General features: G+C 42.8%; 16 protein-coding genes. 8 read left to right on the top strand and 8 right to left on the bottom strand.

The annotated features are described in order from the left end of the window. Positions 1 to 74: 74 nt before the first annotated feature. The gene (locus C9E88_RS15395; protein ID WP_106984213.1) at positions 75 to 1,355 is read left to right on the top strand and encodes a 3-deoxy-D-manno-octulosonic acid transferase; all 1,281 of its coding nucleotides are present in this window, start codon (positions 75 to 77) and stop codon (positions 1,353 to 1,355) included. Positions 1,356 to 1,576: 221 nt separating this feature from the next. Continuing rightward, positions 1,577 to 2,287, top strand: coding sequence for a 16S rRNA (uracil(1498)-N(3))-methyltransferase (locus tag C9E88_RS15390; RefSeq protein ID WP_106984214.1), 711 nt, complete (start codon positions 1,577 to 1,579; stop codon positions 2,285 to 2,287). Here C9E88_RS15390 and C9E88_RS15385 read toward each other — a convergent pair. Both C9E88_RS15385 and C9E88_RS15380 read right to left on the bottom strand, forming a co-directional pair. Next, entirely contained in the window at positions 2,273 to 3,238 is a 966-nt protein-coding gene (locus tag C9E88_RS15385; RefSeq protein ID WP_106984215.1) for a mechanosensitive ion channel family protein, read from the bottom strand. The two genes, C9E88_RS15390 and C9E88_RS15385, sit on opposite strands and share 15 nt — an antisense overlap. A gap of 109 nt (positions 3,239 to 3,347) precedes the next feature. After that, the gene (locus tag C9E88_RS15380; protein ID WP_106984216.1) at positions 3,348 to 3,929 is read right to left on the bottom strand and encodes a DUF805 domain-containing protein; all 582 of its coding nucleotides are present in this window, start codon (positions 3,927 to 3,929) and stop codon (positions 3,348 to 3,350) included. A gap of 324 nt (positions 3,930 to 4,253) precedes the next feature. Here C9E88_RS15380 and acs point away from each other — a divergent pair, with 324 nt between their 5' ends. Both acs and C9E88_RS15370 read left to right on the top strand, forming a co-directional pair. Further along, positions 4,254 to 6,197 (top strand): acetate--CoA ligase, encoded by a 1,944-nt coding sequence (gene acs, locus C9E88_RS15375; RefSeq protein WP_106984217.1) that lies wholly within the window; start codon positions 4,254 to 4,256, stop codon positions 6,195 to 6,197. Between the two features lie 198 nt (positions 6,198 to 6,395). Then, positions 6,396 to 7,574: an acyl-CoA dehydrogenase family protein gene (locus C9E88_RS15370; RefSeq protein WP_106984218.1), complete on the top strand. Its 1,179-nt coding sequence runs from the start codon at positions 6,396 to 6,398 to the stop codon at positions 7,572 to 7,574. A gap of 78 nt (positions 7,575 to 7,652) precedes the next feature. On the opposite strand, the gene C9E88_RS15365 is transcribed toward C9E88_RS15370, so the two are convergent. Next, complete coding sequence (locus tag C9E88_RS15365) at positions 7,653 to 8,267, bottom strand: riboflavin synthase subunit alpha (RefSeq protein WP_106984219.1); 615 nt, start codon at positions 8,265 to 8,267, stop codon at positions 7,653 to 7,655. A gap of 157 nt (positions 8,268 to 8,424) precedes the next feature. Between C9E88_RS15365 and C9E88_RS15360 the strand changes: the two genes are divergently transcribed. Beyond that, positions 8,425 to 8,625, top strand: a complete 201-nt coding sequence (locus C9E88_RS15360; RefSeq protein ID WP_106984220.1) for a hypothetical protein — start codon at positions 8,425 to 8,427, stop codon at positions 8,623 to 8,625. A gap of 92 nt (positions 8,626 to 8,717) precedes the next feature. Here the strand turns inward: C9E88_RS15360 and sfnG are convergent, their stop codons facing one another. Both sfnG and msuE read right to left on the bottom strand, forming a co-directional pair. Continuing rightward, entirely contained in the window at positions 8,718 to 9,827 is a 1,110-nt protein-coding gene (gene sfnG / locus C9E88_RS15355; protein WP_106984221.1) for a dimethylsulfone monooxygenase SfnG, read from the bottom strand. A 27-nt stretch (positions 9,828 to 9,854) separates the two neighbouring features. Beyond that, positions 9,855 to 10,586: an FMN reductase gene (gene msuE, locus C9E88_RS15350; RefSeq protein ID WP_106984222.1), complete on the bottom strand. Its 732-nt coding sequence runs from the start codon at positions 10,584 to 10,586 to the stop codon at positions 9,855 to 9,857. Positions 10,587 to 10,960: 374 nt separating this feature from the next. Here msuE and C9E88_RS15345 point away from each other — a divergent pair, with 374 nt between their 5' ends. Next, on the top strand, positions 10,961 to 11,611 hold the full coding sequence (locus tag C9E88_RS15345; protein WP_106984223.1) for a response regulator: 651 nt from the start codon (positions 10,961 to 10,963) through the stop codon (positions 11,609 to 11,611). Positions 11,612 to 11,744: 133 nt separating this feature from the next. On the opposite strand, the gene C9E88_RS15340 is transcribed toward C9E88_RS15345, so the two are convergent. Both C9E88_RS15340 and C9E88_RS15335 read right to left on the bottom strand, forming a co-directional pair. After that, positions 11,745 to 12,512 carry a hypothetical protein gene (locus tag C9E88_RS15340; protein WP_106984224.1) on the bottom strand — a complete coding sequence of 256 codons (768 nt, stop codon included), beginning with the start codon at positions 12,510 to 12,512 and terminating at the stop codon, positions 11,745 to 11,747. 400 nt (positions 12,513 to 12,912) lie between these two features. Beyond that, positions 12,913 to 16,410, bottom strand: a complete 3,498-nt coding sequence (locus tag C9E88_RS15335) for a PAS domain-containing hybrid sensor histidine kinase/response regulator (protein ID WP_106984225.1) — start codon at positions 16,408 to 16,410, stop codon at positions 12,913 to 12,915. Between the two features lie 183 nt (positions 16,411 to 16,593). Between C9E88_RS15335 and C9E88_RS15330 the strand changes: the two genes are divergently transcribed. Together C9E88_RS15330 and C9E88_RS15325 are read left to right on the top strand one after the other, a co-directional pair. Further along, positions 16,594 to 16,926: a DUF485 domain-containing protein gene (locus tag C9E88_RS15330; RefSeq protein WP_106984226.1), complete on the top strand. Its 333-nt coding sequence runs from the start codon at positions 16,594 to 16,596 to the stop codon at positions 16,924 to 16,926. A 1-nt stretch (position 16,927) separates the two neighbouring features. Continuing rightward, the gene (locus C9E88_RS15325) at positions 16,928 to 18,643 is read left to right on the top strand and encodes a cation acetate symporter (protein WP_106984227.1); all 1,716 of its coding nucleotides are present in this window, start codon (positions 16,928 to 16,930) and stop codon (positions 18,641 to 18,643) included. Positions 18,644 to 18,708: 65 nt separating this feature from the next. On the opposite strand, the gene C9E88_RS15320 is transcribed toward C9E88_RS15325, so the two are convergent. Continuing rightward, positions 18,709 to 19,650, bottom strand: coding sequence for a hypothetical protein (locus C9E88_RS15320; RefSeq protein WP_106984228.1), 942 nt, complete (start codon positions 19,648 to 19,650; stop codon positions 18,709 to 18,711). Positions 19,651 to 19,783: the final 133 nt, after the last annotated feature.

Genomic DNA, 19,783 nt, shown 5'->3' with positions numbered 1-19,783 from the left:
TTGAGTCGCATCGATTAACAAGTTGATGCGGCTCTGTTATATTCTGCGTGACTATCCGCATCAGAGCATTCTATTTGGCTACTCCTTTTTGGTATAACGCAGCGCTTTCCATCATTAAGCCTTTGTATCGTTCACGTATTAAAAAGCGTGCCGACAATGATGCGCAGTATCAGCAAGAATGCCTTGAGCGTTTTGGCCCATTTCAGCCAGTCAAAAATCTGCATGCGATTTGGTTTCATGTGGTGTCGGTAGGTGAAACCAACGCTGCACAACCTTTAATAGAACATTATCTTAAACAAGGACATCCTGTTTTAGTCACCAATACGACAAAAACAGGGCAGGCCCGTGCCAAATCTTTATTTTTAAAAGCGCCATACGAAGCGCTATTTCAAGCGGTTTATTTACCTGCCGACCAAAAGTATTTGGTTAAACATTTTATTGAAAAATATCAGCCTAAACTGTTGGCTTTAGTTGAAACTGAGCTGTGGCCGAATTTGATCGACCAAGCCAAACAGCTACAAGTGCCATGTTTATTGATTAATGCACGTTTATCCGAAAAGTCGGCGAAGGGCTACGCTAAAGTACCGAGTTTAACTCGTCCTATGCTACAGGGACTGGATCAGTTGTTAGCGCAGGATCAGGCGGCGCTAGAACGCTTTATAGCCTTGGGTGCGAAAGCTGAATGCAGTCAGGTGGTAGGAAGCATTAAATTTGATATTCATGCACCACAGCATGCTGTTGAGCAGGCAACACAGTTAAAAGCCGATTGGTCTTTGGTGGGCCGAAAAATTGTGACCATTGCTAGCACACATGCGCCTGAGGAACAGACCCTTTTAACCGCATTAAAACCGTATTTGCAGCGTCATCCCGAACTGCTTTGTATTGTGGTGCCACGTCATCCCGAACGCTTTGATGAGGTTTTTGCAGTCGCACAGACTTTAGAATTGCGCACGCAGCGCCGAAGTCTAGGGCAGGCTATTCTGTCTGACACGCAAGTGTATTTGGCCGATAGTATGGGCGAGCTTTGGCAATGGTTGGCTTTAAGTCAAGCCTGCTTTGTGGGTGGATCGCTGAATGAACCTGGGGGTGGGCATAATATTTTAGAGCCGATTGCGCTGAAGGTGCCGACGGTTTTAGGTAAAAACTATTTTAATTTTCAAACCATTGTAGATGAGTTTGTTGTGGTGAATGCTGTATTGGTTGCGCAGGATGCTGATCAAGCTATTCAACAGTTAATTGAACTGCTTGAAAATGAACAACAGGCGCAGGCTTTAAATACAGCAGCACAGCGGATTATGCAGAAGAATACAGGGTCTTTAGCAAAGCATATTGCGGTGATTGATCAGTATCTTTAAGTATCTGTAGCAGAATCACTACCAGATTTGATGGTGATATTGGAACATGCGATTCGTAGGCGTGTTCTACTTTTAAGGATTAAAAGTAGCAAAAATCCTGTGTATGCCGAAGATACATCCTGTATCTCGGCATACCGGCGACATCCATGTCGCCGTCCTCGATGGCAAATATTTGCATTGCCTTTTTTTGTCTTGAACATGCTTTTTTATCTTAGGCTTATATGAATCTCGTCCTTCTCGATCCACGTCAAACCGCATCTGAAATTTGGAGTATTACTGCCAAACGTCAGTTAGAACACTTACGCACGCATGTAGATGTGCAGGTGGGCGATACCTTAAAAGTAGGGGTTCGTGAAGGTAAACGCTATTTAACCCAAATAGTGAATGTGTCTGAACAGCAGATTCAGCTTAAAGCCTTACACGAAGAAGCTGTACCTGCCAAATTGCCCGTGACTTTGATTGTGGCATTGCCACGGCCTAAAGTACTGCGTCGCTTAATTATGGACAGTGTTACGCTGGGGGTAGAAAAAATTATTTTGCTACACAGTTACCGTGTAGATAAAAGCTATTGGCAAACGCCATTTTTACAGCAGTTAAGTCATTATGTTGATTTAGGCTTGGAGCAAGCTGGCGATACGATTGCCCCGCAAATTGAGCTGCACAAGCGCTTTAAGCCTTTTGTGGAAGATGTACTTCCTACGCTGATTACAGCAGATCGGCCTGCATTTGTTGCTCATCCTTATGTCACAGAAGCGATGCCTGTGGCGATTGATCATCCTTGTACAGTTATTATTGGGCCAGAGGGTGGATTTATCCCTTATGAGGTTGATTTGCTCATAAAAAACGGTTGCCAAGCAGTGAGCTTAGGCAACCGTATTATTCGTACAGAAACGGTTATTCCCTATGTGTTCGGGCGTTTATTTAGTCTCTGATACCGCTTCAGATTCGCCACGGAAAACTTTCACTTCCTGTACAGGGTAAGGAATTGAAATGCCGTGTTGTGTGAAGGCTTCAATCACTTGTTCTTGAACTTCGCTGACAGATGCAGCCGTTGTGGTTTCAGTTGTATCTACCCACCAACGCACATTCAAATTCACCGAAAAGTCAGCCAATGCATTTACATTCACCGCAAAACCAGGTTGGCTTAAAATTGCGGTGTTTTTGTCTAGAATACCTAAAATGACTTTTTTGGCTTTTTGAATATCGTCTTCATAGCCAATGCCCACCACAAACTCACAACGACGACGTTGATAAGCTGTGTTAACGGTTACTGCACTGGTATATACCGTCGCGTTTGGAATCACAATACGACGACCATCTGGTGAGCGTAGGAAGGTTGCACGAATTTGAATATCTTCAACCGTCCCTTCCATGCCAGACACAATAATGTCATCGCCAATTTTGAACGGTTCGCCCAGTAAAATTAAAATACCAGACAGTAAGTTTTGGAAAATATCTTTGAATGCAAAACCGATGGCTACAGAACCAATACCCAGAGCACTCATCAGCTGACCTGGTGTAAAGCCTGGAATGGCAATGACCATGGCAATTAAAAAGCCAATAAAGATAATGGCCGAAGTGCCTACACGGTTCAGTACCAAAACTAAGTTTTGTTTTGTATAAGAACGTTCAGAGAGGGCTTTACGGACAAATAACTTGAACAGTTTTGAGAGTAAATAAAAGATTGTAAATACAAACAATGCAATACAAATATATGGGACACGTTCCCAGAAACCATCGACAAACTTATCGATGGTGCTATAGGCATCATTGTATTTTGCAGTGTGTTGCAACACGGTTTGCGCCGTCTTTTCTGTTGCTTCTTGTAGAAGCTGTGTTGTGTCTTGAGCAACATTACCCAAGCCATTTGTTTGTTCGGCCACGAATATTCCGATTGATAAAAGTTTTCTGTATTTTGCCTTAAATTGAGCAAGAACTTAACTGAAAAATGCAAGGTATTCTGTGTTGTTTTGCTCAAGGTTTGTAGTTGACTTAAAAATATGCAGTGCCTTTTTGAATCACTTCTTGTGGTGTTTCAATTTGACCAGAGCCCATCATAAATGACACCAGACTGCCCGTTGCCAAGATACTTAGCACCGTCAAAATAATCATCAGCCATGCCAGAATTTTTTCCCAGACTGCACTTGGACGCGGCCAGCCATATTGGTTCGGGTGGGTATTACCTGCAGCAAATAAAAGATAAAGAATAAAAAGAACATTTAGCACAGGTATAAAGAACAAGAGCATCCACCAACCTGATTTATTTAGATCATGTAAGCGGCGACTAATCAGCACCATACTAAAATACAGGTAGACCAACAGTAGCAGGGTATAACTCAGCCCTGTGGCACTGGCGAATGTTTGAAGCAGTTGGCTGTCTACATTCAAGCTGGTCAGGTTAATCACACCAGTAAATAAGGTGAGGCCAAAACCAACGAAGAACATCACAATATGAAAGAAGGTATACCAACCAATAAAACTCAGACGTCCAAAGCGACCATTAAATGACAGTGGATTGTCTGGTGTAGGCGGAGGATTACGTGAGAAAAATGGTGAAGATTCTTGTGGATTCATGGGCTGTGCCAGTCGTTAGCAATATAAATGAAATTCAGAATTAAGACATGAATATACTGTGAAGATACGAACTCATTCACTAAAAAAAACATGCAATTTCAGCCGTATTATAAAAGTAATTTGACTGCTGAGATATGAAAATCAGATCAAAAATTGTTGAATTTAGCAGCCTGCTTATGGTTTAAATGAAAGTATCAGGCTGCGACCAAAGCATGATTGATCAGTACAAAAAATAAGCGCAATACTGCATAAAGAACCATGAATAACAGCAAAAAAATGGCAGCACATCTCGTGATGAGATGCATAAGAGCAAGGAAGTAAAATATGAAAGAAAGATATCCTGTACCTGAAAGTTTTAAAAAAACCGCTCGTGTCACCGAGGCTGAGTACTTTAAGCGCTATCAACAATCTATTGAACAACCTGAGGTTTTTTGGGCAGAACAAGCGCAGCGTTTAGACTGGATAAAACCCTTTAGCCAAGTAAAAAATACCAGCTTTGCGCAAGATGATTTTAAAATCGAATGGTTTGCCGATGGTCAATTAAATGTTAGTGCCAATTGCTTGGATCGGCATTTAAAAGAGCATCCGCATAAGCCTGCAATTATTTGGGAAGGTGATCATCCTTCACGGCATAAAATTATTTCTTTTGAAGAATTACATGATGAAACTTGCCGTTTTGCCAATGTGCTAAAAAAACATGGTGTGGGTAAAGGCGATCGCGTGGTGTTATATATGCCAATGGTGCCAGAAGCAGCCATTGCGATGCTAGCATGTACTCGTATCGGTGCAGTGCACTGTGTGGTATTTGGTGGCTTTTCTCCTGATTCGTTGGCCAGCCGTATTGAAGACAGTCAAGCCAAAATGGTCATTACTGCTGACTGTGGTATGCGTGGCGGGAAACCCATTCCTTTAAAAGAAAATGTGGATGAGGCTTTGCGCATTGATGGGACGTCCTCGGTTGAACACGTAATGGTGGTGCACCGTACAGGTAATCCGATTGACATGAAGCCTGAGCGTGATTTGTGGTATCACATGGAAATTATGTCGGTGAATGACATTTGCCCACCAGAGCCAATGAATGCAGAAGATCCGCTCTTTATTTTATATACCTCGGGCTCTACAGGAAAACCCAAAGGGGTGTTGCATACCACAGGTGGCTATTTAACTTATGTAAACACCACTTTCCGTGAAGTCTTTGACCTTAAACAAGACGATGTATTTTGGTGTACGGCTGATGTGGGCTGGATCACAGGGCATTCCTATGTGTTGTATGGTCCATTATCGAATGGTACAACCACAGTCATGTTTGAGGGTGTACCTCAGTACCCAACATGGGCGCGTACAGGGCATTTAATTGATAAGCACAATGTCACGATTTTATATACAGCGCCTACGGCCATTCGTGCCATGATGCGTGAAGGCGATGCTTTTGTACGCGAAAGTGACCGCAGTAGCTTACGTTTACTGGGTTCAGTAGGGGAGCCAATTAACCCTGAAGCTTGGAATTGGTACTACACAGTAGTGGGTGAAAGCCGATGTCCAATTGTGGACACATGGTGGCAAACCGAAACAGGTGGTTTCATGATTACACCTTTGCCGGGTGCAACCGACTTGAAACCCGGCTCAGCAACACGGCCATTCTTTGGTGTACAACCTGCCATTGTGGATGCGGAAGGCAAAGAGCTAGAAGGTGCAGTTGAAGGCAATTTAGTGATTAAGGATTCATGGCCAGGGCAAATGCGCACCATTTGGGGTGATCCTGCACGCTTTATTGAGGCTTATTTCTCGACCTATCCGGGCACCTATTTTACGGGCGATGGTGCACGCCGAGATGAAGATGGATATTACTGGATTACAGGGCGGGTGGATGATGTACTCAATGTCTCAGGGCATCGATTGGGTACAGCAGAAATAGAAAGTGCTTTGGTAGCACATGAATTGGTTGCGGAATCAGCTGTAGTGGGCATGCCTCATGACATTAAAGGACAGGGGATTTGTGCCTTTGTGACCTTACAGGCAGATGCGACTGAGTCAGAGCAGCTACGTAAAGAATTGGTGGCTTGGGTGCGTAAAATATTGGGCCCTGTCGCGACACCTGATGCTTTATATTGGGCACCAGCTTTGCCTAAAACCCGTTCGGGAAAAATTATGCGCCGTATCCTTAGAAAAATTGCAGCCAATGAATTAGATAGCTTAGGCGATACTTCGACGCTGGCAGATCCTGCCGTGGTGGATCAGCTAATTGCTGAGGTTCAATCTAAAGGCTAGGCGATAACAGCGAAATTCTGCTTTTAGCTTTAATTCTGACTCAGTCATGGCAACGAACACTGAATTGGGGAGATTAGAAAAATGCTGCCGTCATGGCAGCATTTTTAATTTTAGAATAAGTACAGCAGGCATTGATATAAATCAGGCCTAAGTGCTCTGTTAAGCTTGGATAGAACGAGAACATTAGATTTGAATAATATGAATGCTTCAACGCCTTTGTCGCGAGACCCTCTACAGATTGCACAACAACTTGCTGATGAGTTTGCAAAAACAGCGGCGGCACGTGATAAGCAGGGCGGAAACCCAAAGCATGAGCGTGATTTAATCCGTCAAAGTGGTTTGTTATCGCTGTCGATTCCACGTGAATATGGTGGCCAAGATGCTGGCTGGCAACAGATTTTTAAAACCATACAAACCATTGCTCGTGTTGATAGTTCTTTGGCACATGTGTATGGCTTTCATCACTTATTGATTGCCACGGTGCAGCTCTTTGCCCAGCCTGAGCAATATGGCGCATGGTTTAAACAAACGGCAGCGAAAAATTTGTTTTGGGGCAATACTTTAAACCCTTTAGACCGTCGCACAACCGCGGTAAAAACTGCGCCAGAAGAATACGTCTTTCAGGGCGATAAAAGCTTTTGTTCAGGCTCTATCGATTCCGACATTTTACTCTGCTCGGGTTATAACGATGCAGGCAAATTATTAATTGGAGTAATTCCAACAGCACGTGAAGGCGTGAGCTTTTTAGGTGATTGGAACAATATGGGACAGCGCCAAACGGATAGTGGCACCAGTCATTTTGAACAAGTGAAAATTCATGAAAGTGAGTTGTTGTTAAATCCAGGGCCACTCAGTACGCCGTATTCCAGCCTACGTCCACTGATTGCACAGCTGATTTTTGTGCATTTATTTTTGGGCGTGGCAGAAGGTGCATATCAAACAGCAATAGAGACCGTGCAAACGCAAAAGGCATGGTCAAAATCTTTAGCTGAAAATGCGGTGAATGATCCCTATACCCAAAAACACTTTGCAGATTTTTATGTACAGCTCGAAAGCGTACGTTTGCTGGCGCACAAAGCGATTGATCAATTGCAAGCGGCTTGGGATGTAGGTGCAAACTTAACAGCAGCACAGCGTGGTGAAGTGTCTGTTGCTATTGCCACGGCAAAAATTGCAGCCACCAATGCATCATTAAATATTACCCAGAATATTTTCCAAGTGATGGGTGCACGTGCCACCACAGCCAAGCTGAATTTAGACCGTTTTTGGCGTAATGTGCGTACACAAACCTTGCATGATCCCATTGATTATAAATATCAGGAAATTGGTGAGTGGGTACTGACAGGCAAAGTACCCGATCCAAGCTTTTATTCTTAAACGTTGCTATGCAAAAAAGGGCTTCATTGAAGCCCTTTTTTAATTTTGCATTGTAAAAAATGAAGCGATACGTAGGTTTTATCGACGGTGGATATTTTCTAAGGTATCCACCAACGTACGCGTGGTTTGATCAATTTCGTAGTTCACAGCATCGCCAGCTTTGACATTTTTCCATGTGGTGAGGCGTAGTGTTTCAGGAATCAAGTCAATGGATATTTCTGAGGCATCACGGTCTACACGGTTGACGGTGAGGCTACAACCATTGAGGCCAATAAAGCCTTTTAAAAAAAAGTATTTGATATTGCCCTGTGGAATTTCAATATCAATATGCACGGTATCACCTGTACGACTCAGCTGCTTGACAGTAGCCATGCCTTCAATATGTCCATACAGATTATGGCCACCATTTTCAGCCCCCACTTTGGCAGAGCGTTCAATATTGACTTCATCGCCAGTTTTGAGACTTCCTAAAGTCGTTAAGCTAAGCGTTAAATTTGAAACATCAAAATGCACTTGATTGGCAGCTAAATCGATCTGCGTTGCAGTCAGGCATGTCCCATTGAGCGCAACACTGGCACCGATAAAAACATCATGGAAAAAATTGTGATCATTGGAAACGACCAATGTAATAAAGCCATCCCCCTGGCGGATGTCTAGAATTTTTTCTAAGCCTTGAACAATGCCTGTGTACATCTGCAGATTTCCTTTGAGCTGAATGTGTAGCGTTTTAAGTGTAAATGGATTTTGTGGCTTTGGTGTTGAAAATTGTGCGGAAATTTTACGGTTTTAAAGTAGGCCAGCACAGTAGGGCGGTATACACTTCGAAAGTCAACTATTTTGGGAGTTGAGGATGAACAAGCTATTTCAGATGTTGTTTTTGAGTTGTACTGCGATGCTCATTTATGGCTGTGCCAGTACTCAGCCTCAAGTGATGCAAGAAAGCCAAGCCTGTATGAACTACCGTGGTATGATGACTGCACCAATGGCACCAGATGCAATGCAAGGCTTAAAACAGGCCTGTGACGATTCAAAACACAGTGCAAATAAATAAAAGTGCGCAATAAAAAATCCTCCAAGCCGAGCCTTGGAGGAACAAATCACAATTGCCAAAATTATAGTCGTTATTAGGGTGTGTTGAGTTTGCTAAGCGACTGAGACCGCCTTTGCTGGAATTTGCTGCTGTGCTTCCAACTCGCGCACCAATGGCAATACTTTTTCACCGAAGTATTCGACTTCTTCAATAAAGTGTAAAAAGCCCGATAAGATTAAATCTACGCCTACACTTTTAAGTTCCACAATACGTTCGGCAATTTGTTGTGGAGTACCGATTAAATTGGTACGGAAACCATCGTTGTACTGAACTAAATCTTCAAAAGTTGATTTTGCCCAGTTGCCTTCGCCTTCTTGCGTGGCTGCACCTGCCTCACGGGTGGCATCACCAAAGGCATTTACTGCTTCTACATTGGCTTTATCAATGATTTCTTGCAAGACAGCTTTTGCTTCTTCTTCGGTATCGCGGGCAATAATAAAAGCATTGACCCCAACTTTGACTTGATGGTTGTTGGCTTTGGCTTTTTCACGGATATCATCAATTTGTTTTTTCAGCTCTTCAGGGGTGTTGCCATTGGTAAAGTACCAATCTGATACCCGTGAAGCCATATCGCGGGCTGCACGTGAACTACCACCTTGGAAAATTTCAATATGTGGTTTTTGTAGTGGTTTTGGGCTTAAGGTATAGTCTTTAAATTGATAGTACTTGCCATCAAAACTAAAGTTATTTTGTGTCCAAATGCCTTTTAAACTACGAATAAATTCTTCTGAGCGTGCATAGCGCTGATCGTGTTCAGGCCATTCTTCACCAATTGCATCAAACTCGCCACGGAACCAACCACTCACCACATTAATGGCAATACGGCCATTAGTGAGATGATCAATGGTTGCCAGCTGTTTCGCGGCCAGCGCGGGTTTCCATGGACCGGGTAAAATCGCTACAATCACTTTGAGGCGCTCGGTCTTTGCCAATATGCCATGACTAAAACTCACAGACTCATGCTGATTTTCTGCATTGTAGCCAGCTGTAAAGCGAATTTGCGTTAAAGCATAATCGAAGCCACTTTTTTCAGCGGCTTGCGCTAAGCGCACGTTGTAGTCATAGCTCCAATCGGTGCGTTGTTCAATTTGGCTCACCACTAAGCCACCGCTTACATTGGGAACCCAGTATGCAAATGTGATGTTCTGATTATTCTTTGACATGGCATATACCCTCGAATGAGCTCAAGATTAAGCGACGTGTGTCTTTGGTTTTTTATGATGTAAGCGCGCTTCAGCAGCATCTAAACTTGGAACAGCAGCTGAAGGCAGAACTTCGGCTTGTTCAATTTGTTTGTTAATACCTAAGTTCTGATTGGCTTGTTGAGATTTTTCTTTAACGGCTTCAGCACGAAGACCTTTGGCAGGTGCCCACTCAAGTACAGGTAAAGCACGTGCTACGGCTAAGGTAATACGCTCGCGCAGTAATTCGCTATGAATGGTGTATTCAGGTGTGAAGTCGCGATCTGTTGCATACACACCAATTGGCAGTGTTTGTGCTTGGAAGAAGCTAAACAATGGACGTAACTGGTGTTCGAGTACCAAAGCATGACGCTCTGAACCGCCAGATGCTGCCAGCAATACAGGTACATCGACCAATGCAGTTTGTTCTACAAAGTCAAAGAAGTGTTTGAATAATCCTGTAAATGAAGCGCGATAAACTGGTGTACCCACAATCAGCGCATCAGCAGCTTCTACGGCAGCCAAGTCATCTTGCACACGTTGGGGCAATTGATTACGGTAAATTGCGCCACCCAATAATTGGCCAATTTCACTAAATTTAATAAAGTGCACATTGATTGGTGTGGCATCTGCCAGTTCATCTAAAATCGCTTGAACCAAAGCTTCAGTTTTTGAAGGATTATTGAGACCACCTGATACAGCAACAATATTGAGTGGTTTTTGTAGATTTACATTTGACATTTTTTAACCTGAAAATGGGTTAGCTCGGAATAACAATCATTAAGGCCGATCAGGCTAATTTCTGTAAAATAAGGAAAAGACGAAAAGTTATCTGTTTTTGAGATATAAGTTTTTATGGTATTTATAGCCAGATAAATACCTATTAATTAGTTGAAATTTAAATTTATATTTTTAGCGACTAAGTATTTTCATGTGCTTGATAAAATTTATAAAAAAAAAGATTAGAAATGCAGATTTAGAGAAATTGGAGAAAAGTAGATAAATTCAGGTGAAAAAAAGCATATTCTTTTAAAAATAGTGAGTTCCTGCATATCCTAAATAGAGCTTGTGTGGTTAGAATAGGGCTATTGTGCACAAGATCTCTCACGCTGCTTATGAATATTTTAATCGTTGATGATCACCCATTGTTTCGTCATGCTTTAATTCAGGCTGTTCGTTATAGTCTACCGCAGGCTCAAATTCATGAGACTGCTGCAGTCAATGAATTTTATGAACGTTTAGAAAGTGGCGCAGAGCCAGATCTTGTTTTACTGGATTTAAATTTACCCGGTGCTTCAGGTTTTTCTGCTTTGGTGCATGTCCGTGCACAGTATCCAGCAATTCCAATTATCGTGGTCTCTGCACATGAAGAATCTTCGATTATTCATCGTGCGATTGCACATGGTGCAATGGGCTATATTCCAAAATCAGCGCATCCAAGCCATATTGGTGAAGCAATTCGTCAAGTTTTGGAAGGTGATATCTGGTTACCGCCAAACTTGCCAAGTAGTACTGCATTTGACCCGCGTGCGGCAGATGAAACCGCATTAGCAGAACGTATTCAATCCCTGACGCCTCAACAGTTCCGTGTACTGATGATGGTGGCAGAAGGTTTGCTCAACAAACAAATTGCCTATGAGCTCGATGTTTCAGAAGCGACCATTAAAGCGCATGTGACAGCGATTTTCCGTAAATTGGGGGTACAAAATCGTACTCAAGCGGTATTGGCTATTAATGCGTTAAATATTGAAGATAAAAAAATGTAAGGCTGTTTGATGGTGTGAAGCGTGCGCGTACTTTCGCACATGTAGCCAACAAGGCACTGATAAAAAAAGACCTCATCCGAGGTCTTTTTTTATCGCTTTAGTTTGCCATAGCGAGCTATAAATCAGGGCTCGCTTAAACCACATAATTTTGTTTTGGATTTAAGTCGGTACAAAACAGTGGATTTAAGGCACATTGCAGTTCTTCAATTTGTTCATCGGTCACATAGCCTTTACTTTTTAAGTAAGCCGCCACATGGTCATCGCGTAGGCTTAAGAAGGCTGCATCATATACCCCCAAGTCTACAAAGAGTGCGGCCGTTTCGAGGCTATTAAAACGATCAAGATAAACATCTTGGCCTTGCATGAGGAAAATATGGTCTTGTTTGGAATTAATATCGACATCTAAATAGCCCGCCAACTCAAAAGGCGAAGTCTTAATAAACAGTAAATCCGATAATTCATCAAACTGTGTGGTATCTATTTGGTTAAGGCCAGTTTTCACTTTGCCCAGCCATGCTTTAAACACCAATACGGCACCACCACGCAGTAACATACTCCAAATTTGATGATGTACTGCTGTAGGTAAATGTTTTGATTCGGCCTGTAAGCGTGCTAACAGCGCTTGTTCTTGCTCGGCCAAACGATCAAACAAACCTAAACCTTGTGGTTTATAGGCAGCCGGTGTAAATACATCAAAATTAAGTTCTTCAAATACTTGTAGTGCTAGGGGAACAGCACTTTGATACAGCACTTCAAGTGCTTGTACTTGTTCTGGTGCTAAGCTGCTGTGATCAAAAACTTCAGTCCAGCTAATTTCGGGGAGTAGTGCATTGGCACCGTATTGGCGATGAAATTGCTGGGTTTGGGCTAAACCTTGTGTTAGATCTTTGGACATGTCCATAGCGAAATTCCTCTGAATGGGATGAGCCTGATATTAAGCAGAACAGTGAGCAAAAAATGAGGCCGTTGTTTACTTGTGTTTTGAGCTTTTTATTGTTTAAAAAAAATACGACTAAAGTATTAAAAATAACAAAATGTACAAAAAATAATTGCTTAAACAATCACTTAAAAAATTGTAAGTAAGTGTACAACTGTTCACTTAAAATGAAGTTATATTTCGCCATAGGCAAATTGATTTTGATATTTTTGGTCAATTAATCTGTTTGTGTTTGCGTGTTTTTTGAGCTTTTATGCACATTTGTATAAAACTCCAGCCAATCGTCGAGATGATTACATCGTGATAATCAAAAAAGCCTATTTCAGAGGATTGAAATAGGCCTTGATGACGCGAAATTTTCAGCTTAATCAGCGCTGGAAATTTTTAAGCCAGACAGCCAAGAACGTAAAGATGCAGGTTTCAGCGGTTTTTTCAGCAATACAATATTGTGCTCTTTGAGGCGCTGCGGTAATTCTGGATCAGAGTCCGCCGTAATCAGCGCAGTCGGGACATTTTCTTGGCGGTTATTCAAGATAAAGTCGAGTCCGATCTTACCATTATTTAAATGCTGATCGACCAACCAAACTTGGATATTTTCTTGTTCAATCATGGCCAAAGCTTGCTCGGGTTCTGTGGCTTTAAAGACTTGATAACCCCATTTGGTCAGTAAGGTCGACATTCCTTCCAAAATGGTTTCATCGTTGTCTAAGCATAAAATTTTATAGGCTTTGGTACGTAGTGGTACTGCTTGTACAGGGGCAGCCACCACTTTAGGTGCTTCAACCAAAGGTACTTCAATCATAAAGCATGAGCCTTTGCCCAAATCTGAATACACATGCACAGGGTAGTCGAGTAAGCTGGTCATCCGTTGGACAATCGCCAAGCCCAGACCTAAGCCTTGCTCACCCCACGGTGAAGTATGTCCACAGCGCTCAAACTCTTGGAAGAGTTTGATGCGTTGTTCTTCTGCAATTCCTGGGCCGGTGTCCCACACCCCAATGCGAATATGCTGTGGTTGAGTGCTCGAACGTAATACGCCGACCACCACGCGCCCACGCGCGGTATAGCGCAGTGCATTACTCACAAAGTTTTGAATAATCCGTCGAATCCATTGTGGGTCTGTGTCAATCCAGAATTGAACATCATGCACTTTAAACTGAATGCCACGCTGCGCTGCGATCGATTTAAACTGTAATTCTAAATCGCTGAGTAAGTCATGCAACGGGTAAGCTTGACGCTTCGGCTGAATCGTACCGCCTTCTAGGCGTGCAATATCAAGTAAAGCCGACAGCATGCTTTCTGCACCGTGTAGGGCGCGATCAAGCTGTTGTAGGGTACGACGGTCTTCATCATTTTGCACACTTTGCTCTAAGGCTGTACTAAATAAGCGAGCTGCATGCATCGGTTGTAATAAGTCATGGCTGGCCGCTGCAATAAAGCGACTTTTCGACATATTGGCTTTATCGGCCACTTCACGTGCCAATTGTTGTTCAGATAGTGCATCCGCCAATTGTTGAGTACGATCTTGTACACGTGCTTCAAGTACAGCTTCGTTTTCACGGAATGCGGTAATATCAGCAAAAGTCGTCACAAAGCCACCACCTTCAATTGGATTACCGCGCATCTGAATGACACGACCATCTTTACGAATCCGTTCAAATTCATGCGAACTGCCGACTTGCATCCAATGAATTCGCTTACGGACGTGTTCTTCAATCGAACCAGGACCACATTCACCGCGCTCGGCGTTATAACGAATCAGGTCTGAAATTGGGCAACCAACATAGACAATATCTTTTGGATAATCAAAAAGCTTGAGATATTGGTTATTCCATGCCACCAAACACATATTTTCATCGACCACGCTCACCCCTTGGGTCATGTGGTCAATCATGGTCATGATGAGGTTTTGGTTAAAGCGCTGCCACTGTGAAGCTTGGTCTAAAATATTGGCCACCTGACCTAAAGCCAGACCGTTGTTGACCATCGCTGTGGTCAGCAAAGTACGGGCAGAGGCCGCGCCAATCGTACCCGCAAGATATTGCTCGGTAAAACGCCACCACATGCCATTGGCACTACTGTTTTCATTGAGGGTGACATTGTTTTGCGTACAGAATTGTTGGAAGGCACGTAGGGTAGGACCCTCACCAGTAATTCGTTTTGCGAGTGTCAATAGATCACCGACTTTTAAGCGTGCAACGTCGTGGTGTAAATAATTAATATCACTAGAAGCATTGTGCGACGGCAGTGGCTTGGTTTCGTAATAGAAAAAGCTTTCGGCCTGAATTTGCTCGGCAATGCTTGGACGGAAAATACGAGATACCCAAATATACAACAGGATGTTCAGACCTAAGGCCCAGACCACACCATGCGTAAGCGGATCAAAAGACTCAAAACCGAGTAAGGCTTCAGGACGTAACCAGTTAATGCCAAAGGGGCCATCTTGAATAATTTGTTGGCTTAACGCTTCAAAGGGTGCAGGCAAACTGCGTAAAACAGTTGGAAATAATAAGGTATAGGCCCACATGGCAAAGCCAGTGAGCAGACCTGCATACACGCCTTGTTTACTACCACCACGCCAATATAAGCCACCAATCAGTGCAGGTGCGAACTGCGCAACTGCACTAAAGGCCAAGAGACCAAATACAGACAGTTGATCAATATCATTGAAGAAATGGAAGAACAAAAAGCCCAACAGCATCACGGCTAAAATACATACGCGACGGGTAAATTTTAGTACCAGTGGCAAGCGTTTATCGTGACGAGCCAAAATGTTGGTGCGCCAAAGTGCAGGCATAATCAAGTCATTGCTGAGCATGATTGATAAAGCAACAGAGGACACCAATAGCATACCTGTTGAGGCAGAAAAGCCCCCTAAGAAGGCCAGTAGCGTTAACCAATCTTGACTATAGCTCAGTGGTAAAGACAGTACAGCAACATCTGGAATTGCTAAATACGCAGGGGCTGCATGTAAGGCCCAGCTGGCAATTGGAATAATAGCAATAGTAGTTAAAATCAGATACACGGCAAACCAACGGCGTGCCCCACGAATATGCTTTTCATCACGGAGTTCGACCACGGCCACATGAAACTGACGTGGTAAACAAATAATGGCCAAGGCTGCCAATAATGTTTGTACCCAGAAACTTTCAGGTACACCAAACATTTGGACTTCTTTAAACGTAATGCTGATGTCTTGACTAATTTGATGCAAATTTTCGGGTGCTTCAAACATAAAGAAGGCTGCTACAGCCAATAGTGCAAAAAGCTTCACAAATGACTCAAAGGCCACAGCCAGCATGAGGCCACCATGTTGCTCGGTGTTGGCAATTTGTCGTGTGCCAAAGATCATGGCTAAAATGGCCAAAATTCCTGTGAGGAACAGTACTCCATTGGTGGTTGAGGCAATGCCACCTGCAGTCGGTTCTAAAATGACAGCTGCACTGAGAGCAATTGCACGAAGTTGCAATGCCAAATAAGGAATAATCGCAATGACGGCTAAAATGGTGACTAAGGACGCCAAGGGGCCACTTTTACCATAACGCGCTGCCACAAAGTCGGCAATCGATGAAATTGCATGGTGTTGGCGTACACGTCCTAAACGGCGCCAAATGTCATAACCTACCGCAACAAACAGCAGTGGCCCTAAATAAATAGGCAAGAAAATAATGCCTTCACGCACCGCCGCACCCGTCGCACCATAAAAAGTCCATGACGAGCAATAAACGCCTAAGGTTAAGCTAAACAGCAACATACGCCCGCGTGTGCTGAGGCGACTGGCATGCTTTTCACCAAAAAAGGCGCAAATAAAAAGTAATGCGATATAAAGGGCGAGCACCCCAATAATGAGCCAACTGTTCATATTGTCTGCAGCAGATAAATCATGGCTTTATCATACCGCATCTGCCCAGCCCCCACCGAAAATGGTCAAAATTTAACGACCAAAGTCTAAATTACAGCAGCCCTAGAAGCTTGTTACTTTGTGCTGGTAATAATTCGAATTAAAAAAAGTTAACACCCAAGGTCGGGTGTCAGGAGTGTAATTATGGATGAAGTTCAGGTTGAACGCATTCTGCAAAATCCAAAATTTAAAGAGATGGTGCGCAGGAAAAGTAATCTTAGTTGGACACTAACGATCATCATGTTAGTGGTTTATGTCGGTTTCATGTTACTGGTTGGCTACAACAAAGAATTTCTAATGACATCTGTGAGTGGTGGTGTCACCACGATTGGCATGCCATTAGGACTGAGCATTATTGTGTTGTCTTTTGTTTTGTGTGGTGTGTATTCGTACATTGCCAACAACAAACTAGACCAATTAAACGAAGAAGCAATGCGAGAAGTTGAGGCGATTGCGAAGGAAAAAGGACCGCACTAAGATGAAATGGAATTCATTGAAAGCGCAGGCGTTGGCTGTTCCAGCCCTGCTCATGTCGAGTGTTGCCATGGCTGGCCCAGATTTGGGTGAAGCACAGCAACAAGCAACCAACTGGCATGCAATCATCATGTTTGCAATTTTTGTTGGTTTAACGCTCTTCATTACCAAATGGGCAGCCAAGCAAACCACCAATACTGCAGATTTCTATACAGCAGGTGGCGGGATCTCAGGTTTCCAAAATGGTTTAGCGATTGCGGGTGACTATATGTCAGCTGCGTCATTCTTGGGTATTTCGGCAATGGTGTTCAGCTCAGGCTTTGATGGCTTGCTGTACTCATTGGGCTTTATGGTGGGCTGGCCAATTGTATTGTTCTTGGTGGCTGAACGTTTACGTAACTTGGGTAAATTCAACTTATCAGACGTTGTGTCATTTCGCTTAGCTGAAAAACCAGTACGTACCTTGGCAGCAGTGAGTTCACTTGTTGTTGTTGCATTTTATTTAATTGCGCAAATGGTTGGTGCAGGTCAGTTAATCAAACTACTTTTTGGTTTGAACTACAACATTGCGGTGGTGATCGTTGGTCTTCTGATGATGGCTTATGTCATCTTCGGTGGTATGTTGGCAACAACATGGGTTCAAATTATTAAAGCCGTGATGTTATTGTCTGGTGCTACGTTCATGGCATTTATGGTTATGAAAGGCGTGGGCTTTAGCTTCTCTGAAATGTTCACTCAGTCGATCCAAGTATTTTCAAAAGTACATGAGGTTACGCTAGCTGAAGCGTCAAATATTATGGGCCCTGGTAAGTTAGCAGCCAATCCAATTGATGCGATTTCATTAGGCTTAGCACTCATGTTTGGTACAGCTGGTTTACCGCACATTCTTATGCGTTTCTTCACGGTAAAAGACGCGAAAGAAGCACGTAAATCTGTGGTTGTCGCAACAGGCTTTATTGGTTACTTCTACCTATTAACCTTCATCATTGGTTTTGGTGCGATTCTTTATGTATCAAACAACCCACAATTCATTGATGTTGCAAAAATGGCAGTTACTGGCAAGTTAGAACTTGTGGGTGGTAACAACATGGCAGCCGTACACCTTGCAGATGCAGTGGGTGGTGACTTGTTCATGGGCTTTATTTCAGCAGTTGCATTTGCCACAATTCTTGCAGTTGTTGCGGGCTTAACACTGTCAGGTGCGTCAGCAATTTCTCATGACTTGTATGCGAACGTATTCAAAAAAGGTCAAACAACGCCTGAATCTGAACTACGCATGTCTAAAATTGCCACTTTAGGTCTAGCAATTTTTGCCATGATTTTAGGTATTTTGTTCGAAAAACAAAACGTTGCATTCATGGTGGGTTTAGCATTCTCTGTTGCTGCCTGCGCAAACTTCCCAGTGCTTGTACTTTCAATGTTCTGGAAAGGTTTAACGACTCGTGGCGCAGTGATCGGCGGCTTGGTGGGTCTAATTACTGCTGTTGTATTGATTATTCTGTCTAAAGCAGTTTGGGTAGATACTTTGGCTATTTCAGAAACTGCGGTAAACCCATTCAATGGTCCAGCAATTTTTGCAATGCCTTTGGCGTTTATCTGCTGCTGGTTGTTCTCTGTAACGGATAACTCAGCACAAGCGCAAGCAGAACGTAAAGCATTTGATGCTCAGTATGTACGTTCACAAACAGGTATGGGTATCTCTGGTGCTTCAGATCACTAATCTGAACACCTTAAAAAAGCCCCTAGAGAGGGGCTTTTTTATTGCGAAAAGGAATGTCTATACGCTCAAGGTAATTTATATTTTGCAGGATTGATAATGATGTCTTTCCAAGCTTTTGTCACATTATCTTCGAGCGTACCTGTGCCTGCCTGCGCATAGTAAGTTGCATTATCTTTGTTTGTTAAGGCAGTCAATGTCAGGTAACGGGTGCTGTCATTTTTAAATTGAATTTTGAGTTTTCCAAGTGTAGGGTAAGTGTTTCCTGCTAATGTGCTCCAATCAGAATCTTGATCGAAGCTAACGGCATACAGTATCTGACCGTCTTTATCTGTGACTGTAAGTTCTCCAGAAGCTTTATTGATAAATGCTGAGCTGGTTTCGGTATTTTTCAGGATAAAGTTTTTGAAATAGAATTTATTTCCAGTTGCTTCAGAGCTAATGACTAAATCATTTGTACTATGTGTCTCAGTATTTGCACTGTCTTTAATATTCAGCGTGCCATTCGCAGTGAATACAGCATCATCAACATCAATTTTTAAGTTACCCAGTTTGGTATTCAAGCCAGTACTGCTTTCTGGATCTCCAGATTCACTAAAGGAGCCAGATAAGCCTTTAAAGGATGAGCCTGCATCATAGGGCACTGTACACTCTTTTGTTAAAGTAAAAGTGCTACCAGATATGACTGTTTTTTTATAACAGTCTAAATTATCTGCTTCATCATCAAGCATATATTCCTGTAGATAGAACAGTCGGTCAATTAAGCCATTATTGAGTGTTTCAGCTGTAATGGCATGAAGAAAAAATGCTGCAATCTCCTGTGCTTCAATTTTTTCTTTATCGCTGGTTGGGTCGCTCGGAGTAACAGGTATAGTAGGGAGTGAAGGATTGCTTGGAGCGGGCTGTTCTGAGTCTGTGCTGGAATTGTTGCCATCGTTGCTGGAGCTTCCGCATCCACTTAGAGAAAAGCTTGCGCCAATAAATGCTGCCAAAAGTAGTTTTTTATTCATAGCCGTACCCTGAATTATTTTTTATGAATATTAAGTTTTATTAAATAAATAGATAAAAAACAAATAAAGAGGATTAATAGGGTGAAAAAGGGCAAAATTTTCATGAGATATTGATAAATAAATATATTATCTG

The organism is Acinetobacter cumulans, from assembly GCF_003024525.3.
Classification (GTDB): Bacteria; Pseudomonadota; Gammaproteobacteria; order Pseudomonadales; family Moraxellaceae; genus Acinetobacter; species Acinetobacter cumulans.
Note: the sequence above shows the minus strand (reverse complement) of the source record. Positions and strands in the feature narration are given on the sequence as shown.

What these genes read in the sequence shown, in the direction of transcription:
- msuE (WP_106984222.1), bottom strand. Translation starts at nt 10,586, where the DNA reads ATGTCAAATGTAAATCTACAAAAACCACTCAATATTGTTGCTGTATCA.
- C9E88_RS15320 (WP_106984228.1), bottom strand. Translation starts at nt 19,650, where the DNA reads ATGAATAAAAAACTACTTTTGGCAGCATTTATTGGCGCAAGCTTTTCT.
- C9E88_RS15370 (WP_106984218.1), top strand. Translation starts at nt 6,396, where the DNA reads ATGAATGCTTCAACGCCTTTGTCGCGAGACCCTCTACAGATTGCACAA.
- sfnG (WP_106984221.1), bottom strand. Translation starts at nt 9,827, where the DNA reads ATGTCAAAGAATAATCAGAACATCACATTTGCATACTGGGTTCCCAAT.
- C9E88_RS15380 (WP_106984216.1), bottom strand. Translation starts at nt 3,929, where the DNA reads ATGAATCCACAAGAATCTTCACCATTTTTCTCACGTAATCCTCCGCCT.
- acs (WP_106984217.1), top strand. Translation starts at nt 4,254, where the DNA reads ATGAAAGAAAGATATCCTGTACCTGAAAGTTTTAAAAAAACCGCTCGT.
- C9E88_RS15365 (WP_106984219.1), bottom strand. Translation starts at nt 8,267, where the DNA reads ATGTACACAGGCATTGTTCAAGGCTTAGAAAAAATTCTAGACATCCGC.
- C9E88_RS15340 (WP_106984224.1), bottom strand. Translation starts at nt 12,512, where the DNA reads ATGGACATGTCCAAAGATCTAACACAAGGTTTAGCCCAAACCCAGCAA.
- C9E88_RS15325 (WP_106984227.1), top strand. Translation starts at nt 16,928, where the DNA reads ATGAAATGGAATTCATTGAAAGCGCAGGCGTTGGCTGTTCCAGCCCTG.
- C9E88_RS15345 (WP_106984223.1), top strand. Translation starts at nt 10,961, where the DNA reads ATGAATATTTTAATCGTTGATGATCACCCATTGTTTCGTCATGCTTTA.
- C9E88_RS15390 (WP_106984214.1), top strand. Translation starts at nt 1,577, where the DNA reads ATGAATCTCGTCCTTCTCGATCCACGTCAAACCGCATCTGAAATTTGG.
- C9E88_RS15330 (WP_106984226.1), top strand. Translation starts at nt 16,594, where the DNA reads ATGGATGAAGTTCAGGTTGAACGCATTCTGCAAAATCCAAAATTTAAA.
- C9E88_RS15360 (WP_106984220.1), top strand. Translation starts at nt 8,425, where the DNA reads ATGAACAAGCTATTTCAGATGTTGTTTTTGAGTTGTACTGCGATGCTC.
- C9E88_RS15335 (WP_106984225.1), bottom strand. Translation starts at nt 16,410, where the DNA reads ATGAACAGTTGGCTCATTATTGGGGTGCTCGCCCTTTATATCGCATTA.